Origin of the sequence: Bacillus salacetis (assembly GCF_049177075.1) — a bacterium.
Lineage (GTDB): Bacteria > Bacillota > Bacilli > Bacillales > Bacillaceae_B > Rossellomorea > Rossellomorea salacetis_A.
Window position 1 is genome coordinate 680,396 of the sequence record NZ_CP185377.1, and the last position, 26,632, is coordinate 707,027.

The window sequence follows — 26,632 nt, forward strand, 5'->3', positions numbered from 1 at the left end:
TTTTTAGATATTTACGTAAACGTTTACCCGCACTATTAATATATTTTTTTGCCCATTAACGTAAACGTTTACGCAAAACAAAAAGGGAGAGATAAGAGATGAAATTCAAAAAAATTGCAGGACTTACAGCAACGGCGATCCTAGGTGCTTCTTTACTTGCAGGCTGCGGCGGCGGAGACGAAGCTTCTGATGGGAAAGTGAAATTGGAACTTTTCTCTAATAAATCAGAAAGCATCAATACGTATAAAGATATGATCAAGAAATTTGAAGAAGAAAATCCTGATATCGATATCGAACTGAATGCTCCTCCAGAAGCGGAAACGGTATTGAAATCCCGTTTAACAAAGAATGATATGCCAGACGTAATGTCCATTGGAGGAAATGCAACATACGGCGAATTAGCGCGTGCCGGCGTTCTGAAAGATTTCTCCGACAGTGAAATCGTTGATAAAATTCAGCCTGCTTACCTTAAAATGATCGGTAAACTTGTGGGTGATGAAAAAGAAGGCGTTTATGGTATTCCTTATGCAACAAATGCAAACGCTGTCATCTACAACAAAGCGAAATTCGAAGAGCTTGGCGTAGAAGTGCCGAAGACTTGGGATGAATTCATCGCAATCGCTGAAAAAGCGAAAGCAGCAGGCGAAACTCCGATTTACTTCACATTAAAAGATGCTTGGACAGCGATGATTCCATGGAACTCCATCGCAGCCAATGCGGCACCTGAAGATTTCGCCAGCAAGAAGAATGCCGGTGAAGCAAGCTTCCAGGAAGATTATAAAGATGTTGCTGAGAAAATGCTGACACTACTAGAGTATGGCCACAAAGACAACATGGGTAAAGCATACGGCGATGGAAACACTGCTTTCGCTAAAGGTGAAAGTGTGATGTATCTTCAAGGTAACTGGGCGATCCCTGAAATCAAGAAAGCAAATCCAGACATTGACCTTGGCGTCTTCGCAATGCCTGTAACGAATGATCCAGAACAAAACAGACTTGTATCCGGTGTAGACGTACTATTGACTTCCACTGAAGGCACAAAACATCCGGAAGAAGCACAGAAGTTCATTGAATTCATGCTGCAGGAAGAAAATGCTAAGACATACATTGACGAGCAAGCTGCTTTCTCTGCCGTTGAAGGTGTGTACCAAGAGGATCCAGTCATGGAAGGAATCAAAACAAACTTCGAAACTGGTGCGATTACAAGCTTCCCTGATCACTACTACCCAGCAGGTATGGGTGCCGAGAACCTGATTCAGGAATTCCTTATCAAGAAAGATACAGAGAAGTTCTTGAACAAGATCGATAAAGAGTGGGATAAAGTTCAAAACCGCTAATAGTCATCAAGGTGGAAAGGATAAGCGAAAAACTTATCCTTTCTGCTTTAAAACAGAAAAATTAAGTGATCGGATGTGATCAAATCATGAATAAGCAAAAAACAGCCTTTTTCCTTATGACAATCCCTGCATTGGCCCTCTTCTTCATCTTTCATACTTATCCTGCACTGCAAGGAATTTTCTACAGCTTTACGGATTGGAAAGGATACGGGGATTATAATTTTGTAGGATTAAAAAACTATCTCAATGTGTTTAAGGACGAAAGAGCCTTTCATGCCTATGGTTTTACTTTTAAATTTGCCATTGTCTCTACGATTCTCGTAAACATCATCAGTTTGGTGATTGCTATGGGCTTGAATGCAAAAATTAAGTTCCAGAAGACACTGCGCGCCGTTTACTTTCTTCCCAATATCTTAAGTATTCTGATTGTCGGATATATCTTTAACTTTATTTTCTCGCAGTTCCTTCCGGAGATTGCTGAAAAGGCCGGCATCGAATCATTAACAACCAACATCCTGGGAGATCCTGATCTTGCCTGGCTCGGTATCGTCATCGTAGCGGTATGGCAAGCGGTTGCCTTCAATACGATCTTGTATCTTGCGGGTCTTGTGACCATTTCGAATGACTTATACGAAGCAGCAAGTATTGATGGAGCGGGTACATGGAAAAAGTTCTGGAATATCACATTCCCGATGATTGCACCGTTTTTCACCATCAACATGGTCCTTGCAATGAAGAACTTCCTCATGGTCTTTGATCAGATCGTGGCAATGACAGGCGGCGGACCGGGTCAGTCGACTGAATCTATCTCGTTATTGATCTACCGCGGAGGATTCCAAGGCGGAGAATTTGCTTATCAATCTGCCAATGCGGTCATCTACTTCATCGTCATCGTTGTAATCTCAGTCATTCAAATTCGCATTTTACAAAAAAGAGAGGTGGAAATGTAATGAAAGCCAAAAAGACCAACTGGTTGATCACAACATTATTGATTTTAGGCTCTCTGCTCATACTATTTCCGCTGTACTTAACGATTTCAATCTCTTTGAAAACACCTCAGGAGCTGGCAGATTCCTTATGGGCGCTGCCAAAGGAATGGAGATTTGAAAACTATCTGGATGCCATCGAAATCACGAATTTCTTCAATGCATTCCAAAACAGTTTTCTTATCACCATCGTGGTTGTGATTTTTACTGTATTGACGAACTCAATGGTTGCGTATGCCATAGCACGCAATCTTCATAAAAAGTTTTATAAGTTCCTGTTTTACTATTTTGTCAGTGCGATGTTTGTACCATTCCCGATCATCATGCTTCCAATCGTTAAGCAGACAAGCACATGGGGGCTTGATAATATTGTCGGCCTGATGCTTTTATACATTGTTTATGGACTTGCGTTCAATATCTTTGTATATGTAGGGTATATCAAATCGATTCCAAAAGAACTGGAAGAAGCGGCGATCGTGGATGGAGCAAGTACCTGGAAGGTATTCTGGAAAGTCATATTCCCGCTGCTTACCCCAATGAACGCAACAGTCGGAATCCTGACATGCTTATGGGCATGGAACGACTTCATGCTGCCGCTCGTTATCTTGAGCGATAGTGAAATGGCGACATTGCCTTTGGTTCAATACATGTTCCAAGGCCAGTTCAGCACCGATTACAACCTTGCCTTTGCGTCGTATCTAATGGCACTTGCACCAATGATCCTTGTCTATATCTTTGCACAAAAATGGATCATCAGCGGGGTTACTAAAGGTGCCATCAAGTAATTTCATAGGGCAGCTTTCTTCTGCTGTCCTATATTAAAAAGTAAAGTTTCCAGGTGAAGTTAAAGACAGGAGGTTTCCTGTCTATCAATGCAAACGTTTGCATGATATAATCATTCTAGTATTTAAGAGAGAAGGAGAGACACAAAACATGAGCAGACAATGGTGGAAAGAAGCAGTCATCTATCAAATATATCCCCGCAGTTTCAAAGATTCGAACGGAGACGGAATCGGCGACATCCAGGGAATCATCTCGAAATTGGATTATCTGAAGGAGCTTGGGATCGACGTCATCTGGTTATCGCCGGTCTATCAGTCCCCCAACGATGATAATGGTTATGATATCAGTGATTACCGCGCGATTATGGACGAATTCGGCACGATGGCTGATTGGGATCAGCTTTTAGAAGAAATGCATAAACGCGGGATCAAGCTGATCATGGACCTTGTGGTCAATCACAGTTCTGATGAACATGCCTGGTTCGTGGAATCAAGAAAGTCAAAAGACAATCCTTACCGTGATTACTATATCTGGAGAGATGCTAAAGACGGCAAGGAACCGAACAACTGGGAATCCTGCTTCAGCGGCTCTGCCTGGCAGTATGATGAGCAGACTGAAGAATACTTCCTGCACTTATTCAGCAAAAAGCAGCCGGATTTGAACTGGGAGAACCCGGAGCTTCGTGAAGAAGTCTATGAGATGATGAAGTTCTGGCTGGATAAAGGGATCGACGGTTTCCGCATGGACGTCATCAACTTCATTTCCAAAGTGGACGGCCTGCCGGATGCTGAGCTGCCGGAAGGGCGCAAGTATGCTCCGGGCGGAGATTATTATATGAACGGACCGAAAATCCATGACTATCTTCAGGAAATGCACGAAAAAGCACTTTCCGGTTACGATGTCATGACCGTCGGTGAAATGCCTGGTGTCGATGTGGATGAAGCCAAGCTTTACACTGCAGAAGATAGAAAAGAAGTGAACATGGTGTTCCAATTTGAACATGTGGATCTTGATTCAGGCCCGGGAGGCAAGTGGGATCTTCGTCCGATGAAGATGAGCGCCCTTCGCGACAGTTTTACCAAGTGGCAGAAAGGACTTGAGCAGGAAGGCTGGAACAGCTTGTACCTGAACAACCATGACCAGCCGCGCATGGTTTCGCGCTTCGGGAATGACAAAGAGTACCGCGTGGAATCAGCGAAAATGCTGGCAACATTCCTGCATACATTGAAAGGGACTCCGTACATTTACCAGGGTGAAGAGCTCGGAATGACCAATGTCCGCTTCAACTCAATCGATGACTACAAGGATATTGAAATCCTGAATATGTACCGTGAAAAAGTCATCGAAAATGGCGAAGATCACAACAAGGTCATGGAATCCATCTATGTAAAAGGCCGGGACAATGCCCGTACGCCGATTCAGTGGGATGACAGCGAGCATGGCGGCTTCACAACAGGCACGCCTTGGATCCAAGTGAACCCGAATTACAAGGAAATCAACGCAAAGCAGGCGATGGAGAATTCTAATTCTGTCTTCCATTACTATAAAAAATTGATCGAGCTTCGCAAAGAAAATCCGATCATGGTTTACGGTTCTTATGACCTCATCATGCCGGATCATGATAAGATCTATGCCTATGTAAGAGAGTATGAAGGTCAGAAAATGATCGTCATGCTGAACTTCTCTGCCGATACGCCGGTGTTCGAACTGCCAGAAGAACTTGAAGGCGGCAGCAAAGAGCTGTTCATCAGCAACTACGATATAGACGGCAGCGAAGACATCAAGACAGTGGAACTTCGTCCATACGAAGCCCGCGTATATCTAGTAAAATAATTGAATCGTAAGTAACAGGAGAGAGGTGTATCCGCTGTGGCGGATACACCTCTCTTTATTGCTTTAAAGGACTAAGAGGGACAGTCCCTCTTAGTCCTTTAAAGTGATAAAGTTATGACACGATGTCACTCTTGTGGTTGACATGTGACATCGTGTCATATAGAATGTATTCATGTTTTGTGTGACACGGTGTCATGTGTGCAGATGAAAATGGAGGTAAGAGACGATGCCTAAATTAACATTTTTCAATCTTCCTGAAGACAAAAGGGATAATCTTGTGCAAGCAGCCAAGAAAGAATTTTCAAGGGTACCGCTGAGCGAAGCGTTGATTTCTAACATAATTAAAGAGGCCAAAATTTCCAGAGGAAGTTTTTATCAATACTTTGAAGATAAGGAAGATGCCTACTTCTACTTATTGGACGAATACGCAAAAGACAATAAAGAAAAAATGATTGGATTCCTGAAAGAGACGGATGGTGACATTTTTACGACATTCATAAGAATGTTTGACGCCATGCTCATCAAAATCAGTGATCAGGAAAACAGGGACTTTTTCAAAAATACCTTCCTGAACATGAATCATAGAATTGAGAATAGCTTCAGCACAACCTTTAAACAGGATAAGATTCAAAATAAGATCAGGGAACTCAGCAGCTTGATTAATATTGAAAAGCTGAATGTATCGGATGAGGATGAAATTCCCCATGTGATTGAAATCCTGAGGGTCATCACTTTTCATAATTTGATAAAAAATTTCAAGCTCAATCTTACTGCTGAAGAGTCCAGAAAAAATTACATGACAGAAATAGAGCTGCTCAAAAGAGGACTCTATAAAGGATAAGCCGTTTGAAAATCAATCATCAAAGAGAGAGGGAGTTTTATAAATGTCTCAAGCAATATCTAATGAGGAGCCGCAGTACAACCGGATAGCCATCGTGGCGGTCCTGCTGGTCAGTGCCTTTGTGGCGATCCTGAATCAGACCCTTTTAAATACGGCACTGCCGAATATCATGACCAGCCTGGACATAACAGCCAGTACTGCTCAATGGCTGATGACCGGATTCATGCTGGTGAATGGAATCATGATTCCGATTACTGCTTTCCTGATTGATAAATACACAACCAGGACATTATTTTTCACCGCAATGAGTTTGTTTACACTAGGAACCCTTATTGCCGGGATAGCACCGAACTTTCCGGTCCTGTTGACAGGAAGGCTTGTCCAGGCAAGCGGTGCAGGAATCATGCTTCCGCTGATGCAGACTGTGATGCTATTGATATTCCCTGTGGAAAAACGGGGTGCAGCAATGGGGATGGCAGGACTGGTCATCGCTTTTGGTCCTGCAATCGGGCCGACGTTATCCGGCTGGCTCGTTGAAAATTACTCTTGGCGAGTGCCATTCTTCGTGATTTTACCAATTGCGATAGGCTCGATTATTTTCGGTATCTTTGCTCTTAAAAACGTGACGAAGCAATCCAATCCTGTGATTGACATACCGTCCGTTGTCTTATCATCGTTAGGGTTCGGCGGGCTGCTATATGGGCTGAGCAGTGCAGGGAATGACGGCTGGTCCAGCAGCAACGTCTATATTGCGGTCATTATCGGCGCGATTTCACTGACAGCCTTTATCTGGAGGCAATTTAAACTCGAAAAACCGATTCTGGAATTCAGGGTTTTTAAAAATGGGATCTATACGCTGGCCGCTACGACTTCTATGATTGTGATGCTGGCGATGATCGGGGCCGAACTGCTCCTCCCGCTTTATATGCAGAACATGCGCGGCTTCACTGCCTTTGAATCTGGCCTGCTTCTGCTTCCTGGGGCGATTGTGATGGGAGTCATGTCACCGATTACAGGTAAACTGTTTGATAAATTCGGGGCCCGCTGGCTGGCAATGATCGGACTGACCATTGTCGCGATTACGACATATGAGTTTACGAACCTGACAGCGGCTACCTCTTATACTTTCATCCTTGTCGTCTATGTCATCCGTATGGGTGGAATCTCGATGGTGATGATGCCGGTTTCTACAGCTGGCTTGAACCAGCTGCCAAAACGATTGATTCCGCATGGTACGGCAATGAATAATACGATGAGAACAATCGCGGGATCCATCGGGACGGCACTTCTGGTCACGGTCATGACAAATGCCGCTAAAGATTTTGATCCGGATATGTCGGCATATGCGGGGATGGAGGCAGCTGATATGAAACAGCAGCTGATGTCAGATGCGATGATTCACGGAATCAATGTGGCGTTCATGGTTGCAACCATCATTGCCATCGCAGGAATAGGCTTATCATTCTTCATTAAGAAAACACCGCCTAACTTGGAAAGTTAAATATCTGTAAGGAAAAGAGACAGCCGTCCGGCTGTCTCTTTTTCGCTTTCCCGCATTAACGTGCTAAGAGGGACTGTCCCTCTTAGTACGTTAATGTATTAAAGCACCGGAAATGTCAGACAGTTTCATTTTCGGCATTTCCGGGAAGATGAAGGAAGACTCTCAAATAGGAGGAATTCCATATGAGTAAAACGATTTTCATTACCGGTGCAGGAAGCGGGCTGGCTAGGGGTGCTGCCCTTGGGCTTGCCAAGAAAGGCCACCGCATCATTGCAACGACAGAAATAACACCGCAAAAAACGGATCTTTTAAGAGAAGCAAAGGATCAGGGTCTGGATATGGAGGTATTCAAGCTGGATATCACCAATCCGCGTGACCGTGCCCAAATTGAGGAGTATGACTTTGATGTGTTTGTGGCAAACGCCGCCATTAATGAGGGAGGACCTTTGGCTGAGGTGCCGATGGACAGATTCCGCGCGCTGTTTGATGTGAATGTCTTTGCCACACTGGAAACGGCTCAAATTGCAGCACAAAAGTTCATGAAAAAGAAAAGCGGCAAAATCATCTTCATGAGTTCCATGGCAGGAATCTCGGCGACTCCTTATGTCGGGCCTTATACGGCTACCAAGCATGCCGTCGAAGGGATTGCGCAGACATTGAGAAATGAACTGGAAGAGTTCAATGTGCAGGTTGCCACCATCAACCCGGGAGCATTCGAAACAGGATTCAATAAACGAAGTGCCGAGGAAATCTGGAAATGGTTCGATGAAGATAAGAACCTGACACCAAAAGAGTCGATCAAAGAGCAGCATAAAGGTTTGGAAGACCAATTCGATCCGGAAGATATGATTGAAAAAATGATTGAAATCATCCCGGCCGACCACCATAAGTTCCGTACCGTCTATCCGCAGGAAACCGAAGAACAGCTGAAGAAAACCCAGAAAGAACGCTGGGAAATGGACATATAATCTATTAATCAAACGTTTGATTAATACCGGGGACTCCCTATTATAGGGAGTCTTCTTTAATGCACTAACGCGATGGGGGACAGTCCCCCGCCGCGTTAATGCGTTGGTGTGTAAAAGGGGACTGTCCCTCTTCGTGCTTTAAAGCGGTAAAGGGCGGCTGGCAGATTTATGTTATTGACTCGTCCGTGCATTTCGAGTAGATTACATAAGTATTGCTTTTTTTAGGAGGAAATTATGGATACTCAGAATCACACACAAGTAAAGATTACAACAGCAGATCCTTCAGCTTTGGGGCTGTTCGGCCTGGCTATGGTTACATTAGTGGCCTCATCACAAAAATTGGGGTTCACTGAAGGGCTTTCCTTCATCCTGCCATGGGCTTTTTTCCTGGGCGGACTTGCACAGCTTTTTGCCTCGGTACTGGATGCAAAGCATAATAATATATTCGGAACGACAGCTTTTGGGGCTTTCGGATTGTTCTGGTTCGGGGTAGGCACTACGTGGCTTATTCAGTTAGGTTTCTTTGGGGAAGCCCTGGCTGCCGATGCAGATCCCCGTCAATTGGGGTTTGCCTTCATCGGCTACCTGATTTTCAGTGTTTTTATGACGATCGGCGCTGCGGAGACTCATAAGGTTCTGTTCTTTATTTTTGTCTTTATTGATTTCTTATTTATCGGACTTTCGCTGAGTACTTTTGGCATCATGCATGAAGCGACGCACATGCTGGCAGCCATTTCAGAAATGTGCATCGCCTTGCTGTCTTTTTATGGATCAGCTGCGATTGTGCTGAATACCCACTTCGGGCGAGTTTTCCTGCCGATCGGAAAACCGTTTGGGATTTTTAAAAAATAAAAGGCCCTTTTCGTATAGATTGTTGCAATTGGAATAAGTTTGTTGATTTCCGCTCCAGGTGTGTGACTCCGCGGGGCGGTCGTTGAGCCTCCTCGGCTTCGCCTGCGGGGTCTCACCTGTCCCGCTAGTCCCGCAGGAGATCACACACCTTACACTCCAATCAACTTCTCGTAACAATTGCCCAAAACAACAATCTTTTAAAATACCGCTAAATAATAAAAAATGCCCTGCTCTTGTACACTATTGTACTTAGGCAGGGCATTTTTTTTTGCTAAATTTGAATCCTTCCCCAGGTCACTTTTTAACCAACATTCTGCTTGCCTTTATTTAAAATAGCTGAAGCATGGTCGACTCTTTCCTGTGAGGGAGGAGTGATTTCTTTCAGTTTATATCCGAGTCCAAGCGCCTCCCACTTATAAACCCCAAGCTGATGATAAGGAAGGATTTCAATCTTTTCTACATTATCCAAAGTCCCTATGAACTCGGAAAGGCCATGTAGGTACTCATCGATATCCGTAATCGTTGGCACGAGTACATGCCTGATCCAGACAGGGATGTTTTTTTCGGAAAGATAGGCTGCCAGATCGAGAATGTGGTCATTCCTCATCCCGGTTAACTCTTTATGTTTCTCAGGCTCGATGTGTTTCAGGTCGAGAAGGACAAGGTCTGTCAGTTCTAAAAGTTCATCCAACTTCTTCATGAAGTGAGGAGAACGATGGAAGCAGCCGCCGGACGTATCAATCGCTGTATGAATCCCCAGCTTTTTTAATTCCCTGAACAGTTCAATCAGGAAATCCACCTGCAGGAGCGGTTCACCGCCGCTGACTGTCACGCCGCCGTTGGATGCCTGGAAAAAAGGAAGATAATCTTTGATATCTGCTGTCAATTCTTCAACACTTATCTCCTCGCCCTTACCGACCTCCCATGTATCAGGATTATGACAGAATTGGCATCTGAGCAGGCAGCCCTGAGTGAATATGATATAGCGCAGTCCCGGTCCGTCAACCGTACCGCAGGTTTCAATGGAATGAATACGTCCATTCATGGTGTTCGTCCTCCTTGCGCTTTTCTTTTACATACTTCCATGAAAAGTCCGGTTAATGACATCGATCTGCTGTTCTCGTGTCAATTTGATGAAGTTGACTGCATAGCCGGAAACCCTGATGGTCAACTGTGGATACTCTTCAGGATGATCCATTGCATTGAGCAGCGTTTCTCTGTCGAATACATTCACGTTCAAATGGTGTCCGCCCTTGATTACATAACCATCAAGCATCCCGGCAAGGTTGCTGTATCGCGTCTCAGCTTCCTTTCCAAGCGCTTTCGGCACAATGCTGAATGTGTTGGAAATGCCATCCAAAGCATATTCATATGGCAGTTTGGCCACTGAACTGAGGGAAGCCAGAGAGCCATTTGTATCCCGGCCGTGGAGCGGGTTGGCTCCCGGTGCAAAAGGTTCACCTGCTTTGCGCCCGTCCGGTGTGTTACCGGTTTTTTTGCCGTAAACGACATTGGATGTGATGGTTAAAACAGACTGCGTCGGTTTAGAACTGCGATAGGTCTGATGGGTGCGGATTTTCTTCATGAACCGTTTCACAAGGTCGGCTGCAATCATATCCACACGGTCATCATTGTTCCCGTATTTTGGGAAGTCGCCGTCTATTTCATAATCAACAACAAGGCCGTCTTCATCACGGATGGTCCTTACTTTAGCGTATTTGATGGCACTCAGGGAGTCGGCAACAACGGATAATCCGGCTATGCCGCAAGCCATTGTCCTGAGGACTTCCCTGTCGTGAAGGGCCATCTCGATCCGCTCATAACTGTATTTGTCGTGCATATAGTGGATGATGTTCAGTGTATTGATATATAACTCCGCCAGCCAATCCATCATGTCATCATATTTTTTCATGACTTCCTCATAATCAAGGTACTCGGAAGTGATCGGTCTGTAAGCAGGGCCTACCTGGATCTTCAGCTTTTCATCAATGCCCCCGTTAATGGCGTAGAGCAGTGCTTTTGCCAGGTTGGCACGGGCACCGAAAAATTGCATCTGTTTGCCGATGGCCATCGCAGAAACACAGCAGGCAATGCCGTAATCATCTCCATAAATATCGCGCATGATGTCATCATTCTCGTATTGAATGGAGCTTGTATTGATAGACATTTTCGCACAATACCGCTTATAGTTATGAGGCAGTTTTGCAGACCAGAGAACCGTCAAGTTAGGCTCAGGGGCAGGGCCGAGATTATCTAAAGAGTGCAGGAACCGGTAAGAATTCTTCGTTACTAGAGGCCGGCCATCCAAAGCCATCCCTGCGAGTGATTCTGTCACCCATGTCGGATCCCCGCTGAACAATTCGTTGTAATCAGGTGTCCTTGCAAATTTCACAAGACGAAGTTTCATGATGAAGTGATCGACGAGTTCCTGTGCATTTTCTTCTGTTAAAATTCCTTCCTGTATGTCTCTTTCCATGTAAATATCAAGGAAAGTGGATACACGCCCAAGGCTCATGGCTGCCCCGTTTTGTTCTTTGATGGCAGCAAGATAAGCCAGATAAAGCCATTGAAATGCTTCCTGTGCCGTATCAGCCGGACGGGAAAGGTCAAATCCATAGATTGTGCCAAGCTGTTTCAGTTCTTCTAATGCCCTGATTTGTTCGGCTATTTCCTCTCTTTCACGGATGGCCTCTTCGTTCATGATCCCTTTGTTTGTCAATTCCAGATCCTTTTTCTTTTCCACAATCAGGCGGTCCACTCCATAAAGCGCAACCCGGCGGTAATCCCCGATGATCCGGCCGCGGCCGTAGGCATCTGGAAGCCCCGTTACGATCCCGGCTTTCCGGGCCAGGAGCATTTCCGGTGTATAGGCATCAAAAACCCCTTGGTTATGCGTCTTGCGATACTCGGTAAAAATCTTTTCCACTTCGTCATCGACCTGGTATCCATAGGACTCGGCGGCTGCAACGGCCATCCTGATCCCGCCGAAAGGCTGAAGGGAACGCTTGAAAGGGGCATCTGTTTGAAACCCTACAATCTTCTCTGTTTCTTTATTTAAGTATCCTGGGCCATGGGAGGTAATCGTAGAGACGATCTTTGTATCGAGATCCAGGACCCCGCCTTTGTCTCTTTCCTGCTTAGTAAGTTCCATGACCTGTTCCCAAAGGGAGAGGGTATTGGCTGTAGGACCTTTTAAAAATTCTTCATTTCCGTTGTAGACGGTGAAGTTGGTCAAAATGAAATCCCGGACATCAATTTCTTCCTGCCATTTTCCACTGTGGAAAGCTCTCCAAGGTGTCCGCGGTCTAACTTCCTCAATAACTGTCATGTGAATTCCCTCCTAATTGCTTATAAGTTTGAATGTTCAACTCTTCACAAGCGCATCCATAAAATTCTTATTTGATACCTCAATAGTAAATCAATTCAGAGCGCTCATAAGTGATATTCATCACACCTGCAGTCGAATGCAGCAACGTTCAAATATCGTTCAAATTTGTGAAAAGAAGAGCTTTATCGCTTTAAAGCGTTAAGAGGGACAGTCCCTCTTCGCGCTTTAAAGCGGTAAAGCAGAGCCTTCCTTTTGTATTTGTAACTGAGTTGTAACTGCTGTTTTTTATGATGGGGACAGAAGTTGATCTTATTTTTACGAGGGGGAAATAGGTATGGCTTGGAAGCGGTATGGTGTTTCTGTATTGATGGCTCTGCTTTTGGCGGTGTTCATGGCTGGCTGCGGCAATAATGAAGAGGCCTCCGGAACGGATACAGACAGCGGCGGAGGGGATGAAGCGCAGGAAACGGTGAAAATCGGGGTCCTTGCTTCTCTGACTGGTGCCCTTGAAGCATACGGGGACCAGACGAAAAAAGGATTTGAGCTTGGGATTGATTATGCGACGGACGGTACGAGTGAAGTGGCAGGAAAGAAAATTGAAATCATCTATGAAGATACGGAAACGGATCCAAAGGTTGCAAGGCAGAAAGCATTGAAGCTCCTGGAAGAAGATCAGGTTGATTTCCTTGTCGGATCTTCAAGCTCAGGAGATACACTGGCGGTCACACCGCTTGCTGAAGAATACGAAAAAATCATGGTGGTCGAGCCGGCGGTAGCCGACAGTATCACAGGCTCGGAGTTCAACGAGTATATCTTCCGTACAGGACGGAACTCTTCACAAGATGCGGTTGCGGGTGCAGCAGCGATCGCCAAGGAAGGGGTTAAAATTGTCACGCTTGCCCCAGACAACTCTTTCGGCCGTGATGGTGTAGCAGCTTTCGCGACAGCGGCAAAAGACTTAGGCGCTGACATTGTTCATGAAGAATATGCTGATCCGGCGGCAACGGATTTTACCGCGAACATCCAAAAGATCATTAACTCAAAACCGGATTACCTGTTTGTCATCTGGGCAGGCGCAAACTCTCCTTGGAACCAGATTGCGGATATGAAAGTCCAGGACCAGGGAATCAAGATTTCCACTGGTGCTCCGGATATTGCGGCACTGGCGACAATGAAGCCGCTTGTCGGTATGGAAGGGTTCACAGTTTACTATCATGACCTGCCTGACAATGAGGTCAATAACTGGCTGGTCGAAGAGCACAAGAAACGCTTTGACGGAGCTGTTCCTGATTTGTTCACTCCGGGTGGGATGAGCGCTGCCATTTCGATTGTAGAAGCCCTGAAGAAAACAGAAGGAGATGCAGACTCGGCCAAACTGATCGATACAATGGAAGGAATGAGTTTTGAAACGCCGAAAGGCACAATGACATTCCGCCCAGAAGATCACCAGGCGATGCAGTCACTGTATGCCATCACGCTTGAAGAAAAGGATGGCGTCGATTATCCGGTTCCGGTGCTGAAGCGCGTGCTGACACCTGAAGAAACAGAACCGCCAATCTTAAATCAATAGCTGAAATGAATGATACCCTTGCCATCTATTTGGCGAGGGTATGTATTCTAAACGATAAAAGAATCGAGGTGTTCCCTATGCAAGACATCCTGAAATCAGAAAACCTTTCAATCGATTTTGGCGGGCACCGTGCCGTCAACCAGGTCACTATGTCGATCAAAGAAAAGAAATTCACTTCAGTGATAGGGCCGAACGGGGCTGGAAAGACGACCTTATTCAATCTATTGAGCGGACAGCTCTCCCCGACAGAAGGCAGAATTTTTTATAAAGGAAATGACATCACTTCCTTATCCCCAACCGAACGGGCACGCCGGGGCATCGGGCGCTCCTTCCAAATCACCAATGTGTTTCCGAATCTGACTGTCCTTGAAAATGTGAGGCTGGCGGTGCAATCCCAGCAGAAAGTTCGTTATCAGATCTTTGCTCATTATCAACACTATAAATCTATGAAAGACAAAGCATTGACCCTGCTGGAACAGGTCCTTTTAAAAGAAAAAGCCGATACGATTGCCAGCAATCTTGCGCACGGGGAAAAAAGAAAGCTGGAAATCGCAATGCTGCTGGCGTTGGAAACGGATGTCCTGCTCCTGGATGAGCCGACAGCCGGCATGTCCATCGAGGAAGTGCCGGCCATATTGGATGTCATCAGGAAAATCAAACAGCAGGGAGACCGGACGATCGTCCTGATCGAACACAAAATCGATATGATCCTTGATTTGTCGGATGAGGTGCTGGTCCTGTTCCACGGGGAACTGCTGGCGCAGGGAAGCCCGGCGGAAATCATGGAGAATGAAACCGTTCAGTCTGCTTATCTTGGAGGGTTGTATGATGAACACCTTGCTTGAACTCCAAAACGTTCAAACTCATATTGACCAGTTTCATATTTTACATGACATCTCCTTCGAGGTGCCAAAGGGTGAAGTCACGGTCCTGCTCGGCCGCAATGGAGCAGGGAAAACGACAACCTTAAGGACGATCATGGGGCTGAATCCGGCAACGGCCGGCAGTATCATATTCAAGGGAGAAGAAATCAATCAATGGAAGCCGTACACGGTCGCTAAAAACGGGATCGGGTATGTTCCTGAAGACCAGGGGATTTTCTCGGAATTGACCGTCGGCGAGAATCTCCGGGTCGCGATGCAAAAAGAAGATGAGAATTCCGCGAAACTGCTTGACTGGGTGCTGGAACTGTTCCCGGACCTGAAGAAATTCTGGAAAAAGCCGGGCGGCCAGCTGAGCGGCGGACAGAAGCAGATGCTTGCGATCGCCCGGGCGTATGTCAATGACAATGAGCTGCTGCTGATTGATGAGCCTAGTAAGGGGCTGGCGCCGATCATTGTTGAAAAAGTGATGGAGACGATTCAGCAGATGAAAGAAAAAACAACGATTGTCCTGGTTGAGCAAAACTTTATCATGGCCAGCAAAATCGGTGACAGCTTCCATATCATCGATGACGGCCAGACCGTCCATAACGGCATGATGAGTGACTTGAAGCAGGATAAAGTCCTGATGAAAAAATACCTTGGGATTGCGTAGGAGGTGGGAACGTGGATTTACTTTTCAGCTTAACGATCAACGGATTGGCGACCGGGATGCTCATCTTTTTGCTCGCGGCCGGCCTTACCCTCATTTTCGGCTTGATGGATGTCCTGAATTTTGCTCACGGAGGGTTGTTTGTATGGGGGGCATTCAGCGGTGTCTGGGCCTATAACATGACAGAATCTTTCTGGTTCGGGATCGTTGTCGCCATTATCACCGGCCTCATACTCGGTGCTGTGACAGAGTACTTGATCATCCGGCCGGTTTACGGAAACCATACGCAGCAGATCCTGATTACCCTGGGATTGATGCTGGTCTTGTCTGAACTGATTAAAGTGGTATTCGGACCCGACCAGAAAGCGGCCAATCCTCCTGGCTTTTTAGAAGGAAGCTTTATGGTGGGAGATGTCATCCTGATTAAATACCGGTTATTCATCATCCTTGTCGGCCTCATCGTGTTTGCGGTAACGTCATTTATTTTAAAAAGAACAAGAATCGGCCTGATTGTCCGGGCGGGCGTCATGAACAAGGAAATGGTCCAGACATTAGGCATCAATATCCGCGTCGTCTTCATGCTTGTCTTCATGGCCGGGGCGGCAATGGCAGCATTGGGCGGAATGCTGATGGCTCCGTATTCGGGTGTCATCTATGCAGAAATGGGGCTGGAGTTTGGAATCCTCGCCTTCATCGTGGTGGTCATCGGGGGAATGGGAAGTTTCCTGGGCTCCCTCCTTGCGGCGATTCTTGTCGGGCTTGCCCAAGCCTACATGGCCTACTATGTACCGGCTTTATCACTGGCCGTCAATATGCTGCTGATGACTGTCGTCTTGATTTTCAGGCCGCAGGGACTATTTAGGGTGAAGGGGTGAAAATGATGCAGTCTTTACGCATGAACCATAGCACTTGGATATACCTTGTGATCGCCTTCCTGCTCGCCGTTCTTCCCTTTATGGTGACTGGAAGAAGCCTTCTGTTTCTGATTATGCAGATTTTCATCCTGGGAATATTCGCGATGAGCTATGACCTGCTGCTGGGCTACACGGGGATCGTTTCGTTCGGGCACACGATGTTCTTCGGAATCGGTGCCTACTCCACGGCGGTCATATTCGATAAGCAGGAGGCTACACTACTGACGCTGCTTCTCGGAGTTCTGATTGCCGTTGTCGTGGCGGGGATCGTCAGTTTCATCGTCGGGGTGCTGACCCTCAGGTTAAAAAGCCATTTTTACGCGATGCTGACACTGGCCTTGGCGGGGCTGTTCCTGGTAGCCGCCGAGAAGTGGAGGAGCGTGACCGGTGGAGCGGATGGGTTCACATTTTCCATCCCCGATATTTTCAAGGACCGGACGACTCTTTACCTTACATGCCTTGTTGTAATGGTCTTAACCTTCTTCGGTCTCAGAAGGTTCACGGAATCACCGCTTGGAAGGGTGCTCCTGGCCATCCGCGAGAACGAGGGCCGGACCGAATCACTGGGATATAATGTGCTTCATTATAAAGTGATTGTCAGTGTCGTTTCGGGAGTAGTGGCAAGCATTTCCGGAGTGCTGTATATGCTCTCATTGAGATTCGTCGATACAAGTGTATTTGCAACGGAAGTCACGCTGGATGCCCTGCTGATGACGATCATCGGCGGAGTCGGTACGCTGGTTGGCCCGATCATTGGAGCGGCGCTCGTCGAATTCGCCCATCACTGGCTGTCCGGTCTTTCCGATATTCATTGGATTTTCGAAAGGTGGATCATCCTGTTCGGAACGGTTTATATCCTGGCGGTGATCTTTTTCCCAAAAGGGATTGCAGGGACACTGCATGGGATTTTTAAAAAGAAGAACGGAAAGAGCCGTGAGAAGGCAGTGAATTCTAAAGAGAATATCGCCGGTTAAAGGGGGAAGCCAATGAATCAGCTCATCACATCATTTGTTGTCCGCTGCCATGTGATCGATTCGCAGCAGCGCGACTATCGGATCAAACTGACGCATGTCCAGGGGGAACACGAATTATCCTTTGATTCATTTGAGGAAGCAATGAACTATATGAAAAAGACAGTAGAAGGACTGGGAAGCACGCTTGAGGAGGAACGAAGATGAACGCCGGAATCAGAAGCTTGGGCGTCTATATTCCCGAAGCGAAAATGACGGCAGCGGAACTCGCTGAACAAGCGGGAATGCCTGAAAATGTCGTCACTGAAAAATTGGGGATTAAACAAAAGCCGCTGCCGGGACCGGACGACCATACTTGTGAAATGGGGGTCAAAGCGGCCCGGGAGGCGATCAAGAAAGCAGGGGTCGACCCAGCCGATATCGACATGGTCATTTATATCGGAGAGGAATACAAAGAGTATCCTTTATGGACGGCGGGCATCAAGCTGCAGGAGGAAGTAGGTGCCGTAAATGCCTTCGCATTCGATATGGCCCTTCGCTGCGGTACAACGGTCATGGCGGTCAAAATTGCCAGGGATATGATGCAGGCCGACCCGGATATTCATATGGTACTCCTGGCAGGAGGCTACCGGAATGTCGATTTCATAGACTACAAGAATCCGAGAACAAGGTTTATGTACAATCTCGGAGCAGGTGGAGCCGCGATGATTCTTGAAAAAGATAGTAATCAAAACACAATCCTTGGCAGCCATATCATCACCGACGGTTCTTTTTCCGAAGATGTGGTGGTTCCGGTGGGTGGGACAAAAAAACCGCTGACAGCGGAGAGCCTGGCTGCAGGGCTGTACCAGCTGGATGTCCCCGACCCGGATGGCATGAAAGCGCGGTTGGAACAAAAATCGATGGCTAACTTCCTGACATGCATCAGGGAAGCCTTGCGAAAGAGCGGACACACCCAGGAGGATATCGATTACTTGGCTATCCTTCATATGAAAAGGTCGGCTCACCATTATGTGCTCGATCAACTGGGGGTGCCCCATGAAAAATCTATTTATCTTGAAGACTACGGTCATATCGGACAGATGGACCAGATTATCTCGCTGCACTTGGCAGAAGAGAGAGGACTGTTGAAAAAAGGGGATATCGTCGTGCTGGTCAGCGCAGGCATCGGGTATGCCTGGGGAGCAAATGTCATCAGGTGGGGATGAAAAGGAGGAAGACAATGACTGAAATCAGGTTGAAGGAAGTCACGATAGCAAATGGAGAAACGATCGGATACCGGGAGCGCGAAGGAGGAAGCCGGGTTGTTGTGCTGGTCCATGGAAATATGACGTCCTCTGCGCACTGGGATTTGGTCCTTGAGAATATGGATGAAAAATATAAGGTATACGCGGTTGATTTGAGGGGATTCGGAAAGTCTTCCTACCGACAGCCGGTTCATTCGATAAAAGATTTTTCAGATGATTTGAGAGAGTTCGCGGATGAACTCGGCTTGTCTGAGTTTGCCCTTGCCGGCTGGTCGCTGGGAGGCGCGGTCTGCCAGCAGTTCTGCATCGACCACTCGGGTTACTGCAGCAAACTGCTGCTGATAGCGTCAGCGTCTACACGAGGCTATCCGTTCTACGGAAGCAATGAACATGGCCTCCCTGATCCTGAAAAAAGGCTGAAGACCCTTGATGAAGTGAAGGGAGATCCCGGCAAGACCATTCCTGTCCAGGCAGCTTATGACAATAGAAATTACGGGTTATTGAGGGCAATTTGGGATGGGCTCATCTACACTGATGAAAAACCGGATCCGGTACGGTACGAAAAATATTTGGATGATATGTGCACACAGCGGAACCTGGCTGAAGTCTATCAGGCTTTGAACCTATTTAACATCAGCAGCCATGAAAACGGGCTGACGAAAGGTACCGGCGAGGTGAGCAAGATTACCATTCCAGTCCTCTCTTTGAGGGGAGACCGGGATCTGGTTGTTACGGAGAAAATGACAAAGGAATTGATAGAAGATTACGAGGGCAGGGTGGAGTTCATTGAACTGAAGGATTGCGGCCATTCTCCTTTGATCGATGATTTGAGCGGACTGCTGGAATATATGGAAGGTTTTTTAGAAAGAGAGGAGCAGAAAGTATGAACAGACTGCAGGATAGGGTGGCAATCATCACTGGGGCGGCAAACGGAATCGGGCTGGAAGCCGCACGGGTTTTTGCCCGGGAAGGGGCAAAGGTCGTCATTGCCGATTTCAATGAAGCGGCCGGCAAAGAGGCGGAGTCAGCCAATCCCGGTTTCCGATTTGTCAGAGTCGACGTTTCCGACAGGGACAGTGTAAACAGGCTGGTTGAACAGGTGATCAGTGAGCATGGCAGGATCGATATCCTCATTAATAATGCCGGAATCACAAGGGATTCGATGCTTTCGAAAATGACGGCTGAACAATTTCAGCAGGTCATCAATGTGAATCTGACGGGGGTATTCCACTGTACACAGGCGGTGCTTCCTTATATGGCTGAGCAGGGGAAAGGGAAAATTATCAACACCTCTTCCGTCACAGGAACCTATGGCAATGTCGGCCAGACGAATTATGCAGCCGCCAAGGCAGGGGTGATCGGGATGACCAAGACGTGGGCAAAGGAACTTGCCCGGAAAGGGATCAACGTCAATGCCGTCGCACCTGGATTTACTGAAACCGCCATGGTGGCGGAAGTACCGGAAAAGGTGATTGAGAAGATGAAGGCCCAGGTACCGATGGGACGTCTCGGAAAACCCGAAGATATCGCCAATGCCTATCTGTTCCTGGCAAGCGATGAGTCGGATTACGTCAATGGCCATGTGCTGCATGTTGATGGAGGAATCATGATGTAGAAGGGGAGAGATGGGAGTGAGCTACGAAACCGATTGGGTGAAGAGCAGATCCGATTTGTTCCCGGCGAAATGCGCTGTCATTGATTCCGCCACAAAGGATTCCTGGACATACAGCGAGCTGGAGGGGCGTTCTTCCAGGCTGGCAAGCTTGTTTCTCAAACAGGGTGTGGAAAAAGGAGACCGGATTGCTTTATTTACCCAGAATCATATTAGCTATTTTGACTTTTTGTTTGCCTGTTTAAAAATTGGCGCGATTTTCGTGCCGCTGAACTGGCGGATGTCGCCTGATGAACTTCAGTTTGTCGTAAGGGATGCCGCGCCGGTCGTCATGGGGGTGGAGACGGGGTTTGTGGAACAGGCCAGTCAGCTCCAGGAAGATTTTTACCTCATTGAAATTGATTCGAATCACTATCTGGATCAATTTCCGGCTGATGAGGACGTATTGAATCCCGGATTGGTTGAATCCGACCCTCTTGCCATGATCTATACAGGCGGAACCACAGGACATCCGAAAGGAGCGGTCCTCTCGCATCGTTCGATCATGTGGAATGCCATCAATACAATTGTGAGCTGGAATCTCACTGATAAGGATACAACGCTGACGTGCATCCCGATGTTTCATACCGGGGGGCTTAATGCCTTGTCGATTCCGATCCTGGTTGCCGGGGGCACTGTGGTTCTGTCACCTGGATTCAACCCGGAGCAGGCAGTCAAAGACCTCATTGAATACAGATGCTCGATCGTGCTGTTCGTTCCGACCATGTATCACATGCTGACGGGGACAAAGGATTTTAAAAAGGCCAAATTCCCGGACATGAAAGTGTTTCTCTCGGGAGGCGCTCCCTGTCCACGGGGTATTTATGATACATTCAGCAGCAAAGGCCTGGCGTTTAAAGAAGGATATGGGCTGACCGAAGCGGGCCCGAATAATTTTTACATCGATCCTGGAGAAGCAGCCATTCGCCCTGGTTCAGTCGGCAAGCCGATGCTTTTCAATACCGTGAAAATTGTAAGGGAGAATGGTGGAGAAGCAGGTGCTGGGGAAGTCGGGGAGCTTTATCTTCGCGGCAGCCACTTATTCGAATACTATTGGAATAAAGAAGAGGAGACAGAACAGGCTTGGAAGGATGGCTGGTTTCATACGGGGGACCTCGCCAGAAAAGAAGAAGACGGCTACTACTATATCGTCGGCAGGAAAAAGGATATGATCATCACGGGCGGCGAAAATGTCTATCCTTTGGAAATCGAAAACTGGATCGATTCCCATGAGGATGTCGACGAAGTGGCGGTGATCGGCATCCCGGATGAGAAATGGGGCGAGAAGGTCGTCGCATTTGTTGCCGCCAAAGGGGGAGCCGCCCTCAAAGCAGAAGAGCTGGAAGACTACTGTAAAAGGAAACTGACAAAATATAAGATACCGAAGAGCTTTTACATCATCGACCAGCTGCCGAAGACCCATGTCGGTAAAATCAACAAGAATGAGTTGCGAAAAAGATTGGATAAGGTAACGTAGAAAAGCAGCCCGCCACTTCCGATTGTGGACGGGTGCTTTTTGTTTTTTGGGAGACCGGCTGATAGAGTCCGGTTACCACCCATTTTCAAAAAGGATTACAGTGAAATTTATCGAATTACAAAAGAAAGATTTTTTTGTACAGGCTCAGGCTTATTGAGCATATATTTTAAAGATAGGTACCAGGTTAATAACATAATAGAAAGGAGGTAAAATGGATGGGAGTTATACCGGTCATACAAAGTCAGTTGATGCCGCCGCCTGTGAAGGAAAGTTTTATGCGGCGGGCAGCTCTGCATAAAAAACTTGCCTCTATTCCCCACTATCCCCTTACACTTCTTCATGCACGGGCAGGTTATGGAAAAAGCACAGCTCTCACACTTTTTGCCCATGAAATCCAAAAGGGTTCCTGCTGGTACTCGATCTCACCCCACGACGATGATATCATTCCGTTTTTAACAAAGCTCGTACATGCCATAAAGGCGAAACATCCTGCGTTTGGGCAGGTTGTCCTGGCCGAACTCCAAATGATGGATAACCAGATCAGTGACGACCAGATGTGGTCACTGATTTCGATGTTTGTCAACGAGCTGGTCGGCCTTCAAAGCCAGATCGCAGTGATCCTTGATGACTATCATCATGTCCAAAAGTCGCTGGTCGTTGAAAAGTGGATGAAGCATTTCCTTGAGTATATCCCTTCAAATCTGCATCTGGTCATTTCAAGCCGAAACAAGCCCTCTTGGGGGATCTTGACATCCTTGAAAGTGAAGGGGGAACTGCTTGAAATCACCCAGGATGACCTTGCGTTGAGTCACGCTGAAATCGAGCACTTGCTGGAAGATATCTATGAAATTACGATCAAACCAGAGGAACTGCAGCGGATTCACCAGCTGACAGAGGGCTGGGCGATTGCGGTGCATATGCTTGTCGGAAACTTGCGGAGCAGTGCTGTTTCAGGGAGTTTCCTGGACAGCCGCTCGGAAACCCTTCAGGATCTGTTTGACTTTTTAGCAATGGAGGTCCTGTCAAAGCAGCCTTTCACGGACCAGGAATTTTTGCTGAAGACGAGCATTTTGGAAGAACTGTCGCCGGAAGTTTGTGATGCGGTATTGGGCATGGCAAACTCGGAATCTATTTTAACGAATCTGTCCCGGCAGAATGTTTTCATCCAGGAGATAGATGGCCGGAAATTTCGTTATCATGCGCTGTTCAAGGAGTTTTTACAAAACAGGCTGCAAAGGGAGCGGGAGCAGGATTTTGCCGAACTGAACCGGAAAGCAGCCAAGTTTTTTGAAAAAGATGATATTGAAAATGCCCTTCACCACTATCTTCGAATCGGTGAATATGGATATGGCGCCAGGGTGATCAGCGAGCACGGGCGGGACCTTCTTCAAAGGGGAAAGCTTCAGACTCTGTTGGACTATCTGAAACCCATTCCGGAAGAGTTGAAACATAAATTCCCAATGCTGTGGTTCTATCAAGGGGAAATCAGCAGGCTGCGGTCATCGTATGAATGGGCGGAATCCTGTTATCAGAGGGCGATTGAGATCGGTGAAGAGACGGGCAATCATTATCTGATGAGCATTGCGCTCGAAGGAGTTGCGCGGATTTATCTGGATACGATTCAGCCGGATAAGGCAGAGCGGGTTCTCCAGAGGGCGATAACCTTGAGGGAGAACTCGAATGAGAATAAAGAAGAGATGGCCAAGCTGTATCAGCTCCTTTCGGAAAACCTTCTCAACTCAGGACAGGCAGTGAAAGCGGAGAAATGGTATCAGCGGGCGGAAAAGTTAAATCTCCCGTTGGAGGAAGGTAATCTTAAGGCAAGGATTTATTTGCGTACGGGCAGGCTGAACAAGGCACGCGAGCTTCTTTTAAAACGAAAGAACATCAGTATGAACAGCGCCAGTGCCCATATTTCTCAGTCCCATAGAGAAACCGATATCCTGTTATCCATCATAGAAGCGTTCAGGGGCATCCCCGAGGAAAGCAAAAAATATGCCGAACAGGGGATGAAACTCGGGATGGACATTCAGTCTCCTTTTGTGGAAGCCTGCGGCTGGATGAGGATGGGGCATGCCGTACAATTGATTGAACGATACGAACCGTTCCTGGCAGAAAAATGCTATAAGACTTCCCTTGATATAATGGACACCATCGATGTACCGAGGGGGAAGGCGGAACCTTACATGGGGCTCTGCATCCTGTACGGAAAGCAGGGGCACTATGAAAAAGCGATAGAAGCGGGACAAAAAGGCTTATACGAAACGGAAAGAGTGAAAGATGTCTGGTTATCGACACTGATTCAGCTCTGTATGGGGATTTCCGCTGTCTATTGTGAAAAATATGAATCAGCTTATGAGGTGCTGGCGGAAGCAGGAAACCAGTTTGAAGCCTGCGGGGACCGATATGGGATGATGCTGACATCATTTTGGAAAGCGTATGCTGCCTATGAAACCGGGCCGGAAGATGTGTTTAATCATGAGATGAAGCAGTTTCTGAATGAACTGCAGGCAGGGGAGTATCAGTACTTTCTGACAAGGAGGACCACGTTCGGGCCATCCGATATCCAGAATTTTGTGCCCTTGCTGGTAAAGGCGCAGAAGAACAATATACACAGCTCATTTATTGCTGAGCTTGGTTTTGCAGCGATTGAAAATCACCCTGGCTATACACTTAAGGTTCAGACGTTGGGGAAATTCAGCCTGCAGCTTGGAAACCGGGTGGTGAACGAGGGTGATTGGCAGCGGGGGAAAGCGAAAGAGCTCTTTGAGTTTTTTATCACCAATAAACATAAGCTGGTTGACCGCGAAGAGATTTTCCGCGAAATCTGGCCCGACCAGGATGAGGATGCGGCGAATCGCAGTTTCAAAGTTTCCTTGAATTCGCTCTTGAAGACGATCGAGCCGTACCGGAAAGCACGGGAGGAATCCTATTTTATCAGGCGGAATGGGGCTTTCTATGGAATCAATCCCGAGGCGGTTTATCAGCTTGATACCGTCTTGTTTGAGGAATGGGTAATGGAAGGCTTGACCGAGAAAGATCCCTATCAGGCAAAGGAGCTCCTCGAGAAAGGATTGAAGCTGTATGAAGGGGATTACCTGCCCGATCACCGGTTTGCGGACTGGTGCCTGACAGAGAGGGAACGCCTTCAGGTCATTTTCCTGCGGGCAGCGGAAATGCTGGCTCAAGTATCTGTCAGGCTGTCAGACTATGAAACATGCATTCATTGGTGTGAACGCATTCTGATGGAAGAGGATACATGGGAAGAAGCCTACCGCCTGCTGATGTTTTGTTACTATCAGAAAAACAACAGGCCACAGGCCATCAAGTGGTATAACAAATGCAGGAAAGTGCTGAATGCCGAGCTCGGAGTGGAACCGATGGAGGCAACCCGTGACATGTACAACATGATCACCGAAGCCGCCGATCTCGATATGTGGTGAACCGGAGAAAACTGAATACTTTAACACACTAACGCACTGGGTGACAGTCCCCCAGTGCGTTAATGCGTTACCGTGCGAAAAGGGACTGTCCCTTTTCGCACTTTAATGTGGTAAAGGGAATGGTGTGAGGATGCCAAAAATATCTGATTGCGCTTTTGGACAAGCTGGGTAACAATAGACGAGTAAGCAACAGAGGTTTTGAACACCCGACCAGAGGGGACAGAAACTAATATAAACAAGCACTATCACCTATAAATATTGAGGAGACTTTTATGGAGAACTGGTTGATTGAGATTATAGACAAGTTTGGGTATGCAGGAATTTTCCTTTTGATTGCATTGGAAAATATCTTTCCGCCCATTCCTTCTGAAGTGATATTGACGTTCGGCGGTTTTGTTACAACCACCTCAGGGTTATCGATTACTGGAGTCGTGATTGCCGCTACACTCGGTTCTGTGATTGGAGCGATTGCTTTATACGGCCTGGGCCGGCTTCTGGATGTTGAGCGCATGGAAAAGATTGTGGACAAATGGGGGCATATCCTCCGTCTCACCAAAGAAGATATCCACAAAGCGGATGCCTGGTTTGATAAGTATGGATATTGGTCGGTGTTTTTCTGCCGTTTCGTACCGCTGATCAGGAGCTTGATCTCCATTCCAGCGGGGATGTCCAACATGAAATTCATTCCGTTTCTTATTTTTACCACTGCCGGAACCTTCATCTGGAACATCGTGCTGGTCAATCTGAGTGCACAGGTCGGTGAGTCGTGGGAAGACATCGTAGCGTATATGGACATCTACTCCAATATCGCCTATGCCGTCATTGCTGTGTTTGTTATTGCTTTTCTCGTTTATTTCATTAAAAAGAAGAAGAAATCTTAAGAATGGCTTTAAAGTGCTAAAGAAAAAACCGCGCTGCTCATTGGAAGAGCAGTGCGGTTTTTGTTTTTGTATTGATTGTGCTTATCCTTCATGTCCAGTCGAAGAAATTCATTATCCCTCTCAGCAAATACCAGAGTATGCGGAATGGCCAGATGATCAGTTCAGGCACCCAGATAAGGACGTCGCCTATTACATCCCAAAACGTGTAGGTTCCTTCTGATTTTTTCCTTTTTCTCCGTTCCTTTCTCTTTTTAACGAACATTGCTTTCTCTCCAAGCGTTGATTATTTTTTACGGTCAATCTATAGACCGGTTCCCTCATTTCAATTATACTCCCTTATTAACTTCTCCCTGATGCTGGGTATTTCCTTCTTAGTGACAGTCACGCCCCGGTTTTTGTCGAATGACTATCACCTATTTTTGGTTAATTTGATTGACAATTAATCCAATTTGAAATATTATCTATTTTAAAACCGACAAATACGGTTGGAATAGTAGAGATTAGACGAGTGAGGAG

The 26,632-nt window shown here is 46.9% G+C and carries 23 protein-coding genes; 20 read left to right on the forward strand and 3 right to left on the reverse strand.

The features are described from left to right. Positions 1 to 98: 98 nt before the first annotated feature. The 8 genes from ACOJQI_RS03490 (at position 99) to ACOJQI_RS03525 (ending at position 9,101) form a co-directional block, all read left to right on the forward strand. A complete protein-coding gene (locus ACOJQI_RS03490) occupies positions 99 to 1,337 on the forward strand; it encodes an ABC transporter substrate-binding protein (protein ID WP_421383608.1) in 1,239 nt (412 codons plus the stop codon). 86 nt (positions 1,338 to 1,423) lie between these two features. Then, a complete protein-coding gene (locus ACOJQI_RS03495; RefSeq protein ID WP_421383610.1) occupies positions 1,424 to 2,287 on the forward strand; it encodes a carbohydrate ABC transporter permease in 864 nt (287 codons plus the stop codon). Continuing rightward, complete coding sequence (locus tag ACOJQI_RS03500) at positions 2,287 to 3,108, forward strand: carbohydrate ABC transporter permease (RefSeq protein ID WP_421383612.1); 822 nt, start codon at positions 2,287 to 2,289, stop codon at positions 3,106 to 3,108. The genes ACOJQI_RS03495 and ACOJQI_RS03500 overlap by 1 nt, the downstream gene beginning before the upstream one ends. A 148-nt stretch (positions 3,109 to 3,256) precedes the next feature. Then, positions 3,257 to 4,939 carry a glycoside hydrolase family 13 protein gene (locus tag ACOJQI_RS03505; RefSeq protein WP_421383614.1) on the forward strand — a complete coding sequence of 561 codons (1,683 nt, stop codon included), beginning with the start codon at positions 3,257 to 3,259 and terminating at the stop codon, positions 4,937 to 4,939. Between the two features lie 226 nt (positions 4,940 to 5,165). Further along, complete coding sequence (locus ACOJQI_RS03510; protein WP_421383616.1) at positions 5,166 to 5,780, forward strand: TetR/AcrR family transcriptional regulator; 615 nt, start codon at positions 5,166 to 5,168, stop codon at positions 5,778 to 5,780. 43 nt (positions 5,781 to 5,823) lie between these two features. Then, the gene (locus tag ACOJQI_RS03515; protein ID WP_421383618.1) at positions 5,824 to 7,281 is read left to right on the forward strand and encodes an MDR family MFS transporter; all 1,458 of its coding nucleotides are present in this window, start codon (positions 5,824 to 5,826) and stop codon (positions 7,279 to 7,281) included. A gap of 182 nt (positions 7,282 to 7,463) precedes the next feature. Continuing rightward, the gene (locus ACOJQI_RS03520) at positions 7,464 to 8,249 is read left to right on the forward strand and encodes an SDR family oxidoreductase (RefSeq protein ID WP_421383620.1); all 786 of its coding nucleotides are present in this window, start codon (positions 7,464 to 7,466) and stop codon (positions 8,247 to 8,249) included. Between the two features lie 234 nt (positions 8,250 to 8,483). Further along, the gene (locus ACOJQI_RS03525) at positions 8,484 to 9,101 is read left to right on the forward strand and encodes an acetate uptake transporter (RefSeq protein WP_421383622.1); all 618 of its coding nucleotides are present in this window, start codon (positions 8,484 to 8,486) and stop codon (positions 9,099 to 9,101) included. Positions 9,102 to 9,402: 301 nt separating this feature from the next. Here the strand turns inward: ACOJQI_RS03525 and pflA are convergent, their stop codons facing one another. Continuing rightward, complete coding sequence (gene pflA, locus ACOJQI_RS03530) at positions 9,403 to 10,146, reverse strand: pyruvate formate-lyase-activating protein (protein WP_421383624.1); 744 nt, start codon at positions 10,144 to 10,146, stop codon at positions 9,403 to 9,405. Between the two features lie 27 nt (positions 10,147 to 10,173). Further along, positions 10,174 to 12,429 carry a formate C-acetyltransferase gene (gene pflB, locus ACOJQI_RS03535; protein WP_421383626.1) on the reverse strand — a complete coding sequence of 752 codons (2,256 nt, stop codon included), beginning with the start codon at positions 12,427 to 12,429 and terminating at the stop codon, positions 10,174 to 10,176. 334 nt (positions 12,430 to 12,763) lie between these two features. Here pflB and ACOJQI_RS03540 point away from each other — a divergent pair, with 334 nt between their 5' ends. The 12 genes from ACOJQI_RS03540 (at position 12,764) to ACOJQI_RS03595 (ending at position 26,116) form a co-directional block, all read left to right on the forward strand. After that, positions 12,764 to 13,999: a substrate-binding domain-containing protein gene (locus tag ACOJQI_RS03540; RefSeq protein ID WP_421383628.1), complete on the forward strand. Its 1,236-nt coding sequence runs from the start codon at positions 12,764 to 12,766 to the stop codon at positions 13,997 to 13,999. A gap of 77 nt (positions 14,000 to 14,076) precedes the next feature. Continuing rightward, positions 14,077 to 14,844, forward strand: a complete 768-nt coding sequence (locus tag ACOJQI_RS03545) for an ABC transporter ATP-binding protein (protein ID WP_421383630.1) — start codon at positions 14,077 to 14,079, stop codon at positions 14,842 to 14,844. After that, positions 14,828 to 15,535, forward strand: a complete 708-nt coding sequence (locus tag ACOJQI_RS03550) for an ABC transporter ATP-binding protein (RefSeq protein ID WP_421385379.1) — start codon at positions 14,828 to 14,830, stop codon at positions 15,533 to 15,535. The genes ACOJQI_RS03545 and ACOJQI_RS03550 overlap by 17 nt, the downstream gene beginning before the upstream one ends. Before the next feature lie 11 nt (positions 15,536 to 15,546). Then, on the forward strand, positions 15,547 to 16,407 hold the full coding sequence (locus tag ACOJQI_RS03555; RefSeq protein WP_421383632.1) for a branched-chain amino acid ABC transporter permease: 861 nt from the start codon (positions 15,547 to 15,549) through the stop codon (positions 16,405 to 16,407). A 5-nt stretch (positions 16,408 to 16,412) separates the two neighbouring features. Then, positions 16,413 to 17,420 carry a branched-chain amino acid ABC transporter permease gene (locus ACOJQI_RS03560; RefSeq protein ID WP_421385380.1) on the forward strand — a complete coding sequence of 336 codons (1,008 nt, stop codon included), beginning with the start codon at positions 16,413 to 16,415 and terminating at the stop codon, positions 17,418 to 17,420. Positions 17,421 to 17,432: 12 nt separating this feature from the next. Beyond that, positions 17,433 to 17,624: a hypothetical protein gene (locus tag ACOJQI_RS03565; protein WP_421383634.1), complete on the forward strand. Its 192-nt coding sequence runs from the start codon at positions 17,433 to 17,435 to the stop codon at positions 17,622 to 17,624. After that, a complete protein-coding gene (locus ACOJQI_RS03570) occupies positions 17,621 to 18,625 on the forward strand; it encodes a 3-oxoacyl-ACP synthase (RefSeq protein ID WP_421383636.1) in 1,005 nt (334 codons plus the stop codon). Before ACOJQI_RS03565 ends, ACOJQI_RS03570 begins: the two co-directional genes overlap by 4 nt. A gap of 14 nt (positions 18,626 to 18,639) precedes the next feature. After that, a complete protein-coding gene (locus ACOJQI_RS03575; RefSeq protein WP_421383638.1) occupies positions 18,640 to 19,551 on the forward strand; it encodes an alpha/beta fold hydrolase in 912 nt (303 codons plus the stop codon). Further along, a complete protein-coding gene (fabG, locus tag ACOJQI_RS03580) occupies positions 19,548 to 20,279 on the forward strand; it encodes a 3-oxoacyl-ACP reductase FabG (protein WP_421383640.1) in 732 nt (243 codons plus the stop codon). Before ACOJQI_RS03575 ends, fabG begins: the two co-directional genes overlap by 4 nt. 10 nt (positions 20,280 to 20,289) lie before the next feature. Beyond that, complete coding sequence (locus ACOJQI_RS03585) at positions 20,290 to 21,792, forward strand: class I adenylate-forming enzyme family protein (RefSeq protein WP_421383642.1); 1,503 nt, start codon at positions 20,290 to 20,292, stop codon at positions 21,790 to 21,792. A 215-nt stretch (positions 21,793 to 22,007) separates the two neighbouring features. Then, on the forward strand, positions 22,008 to 25,235 hold the full coding sequence (locus ACOJQI_RS03590; RefSeq protein ID WP_421383644.1) for a BTAD domain-containing putative transcriptional regulator: 3,228 nt from the start codon (positions 22,008 to 22,010) through the stop codon (positions 25,233 to 25,235). A gap of 272 nt (positions 25,236 to 25,507) precedes the next feature. Continuing rightward, positions 25,508 to 26,116 carry a DedA family protein gene (locus ACOJQI_RS03595; protein ID WP_421383646.1) on the forward strand — a complete coding sequence of 203 codons (609 nt, stop codon included), beginning with the start codon at positions 25,508 to 25,510 and terminating at the stop codon, positions 26,114 to 26,116. A gap of 88 nt (positions 26,117 to 26,204) precedes the next feature. Here the strand turns inward: ACOJQI_RS03595 and ACOJQI_RS03600 are convergent, their stop codons facing one another. Further along, entirely contained in the window at positions 26,205 to 26,378 is a 174-nt protein-coding gene (locus ACOJQI_RS03600) for a hypothetical protein (RefSeq protein ID WP_421383648.1), read from the reverse strand. Between the last annotated feature and the right edge of the window lie 254 nt (positions 26,379 to 26,632).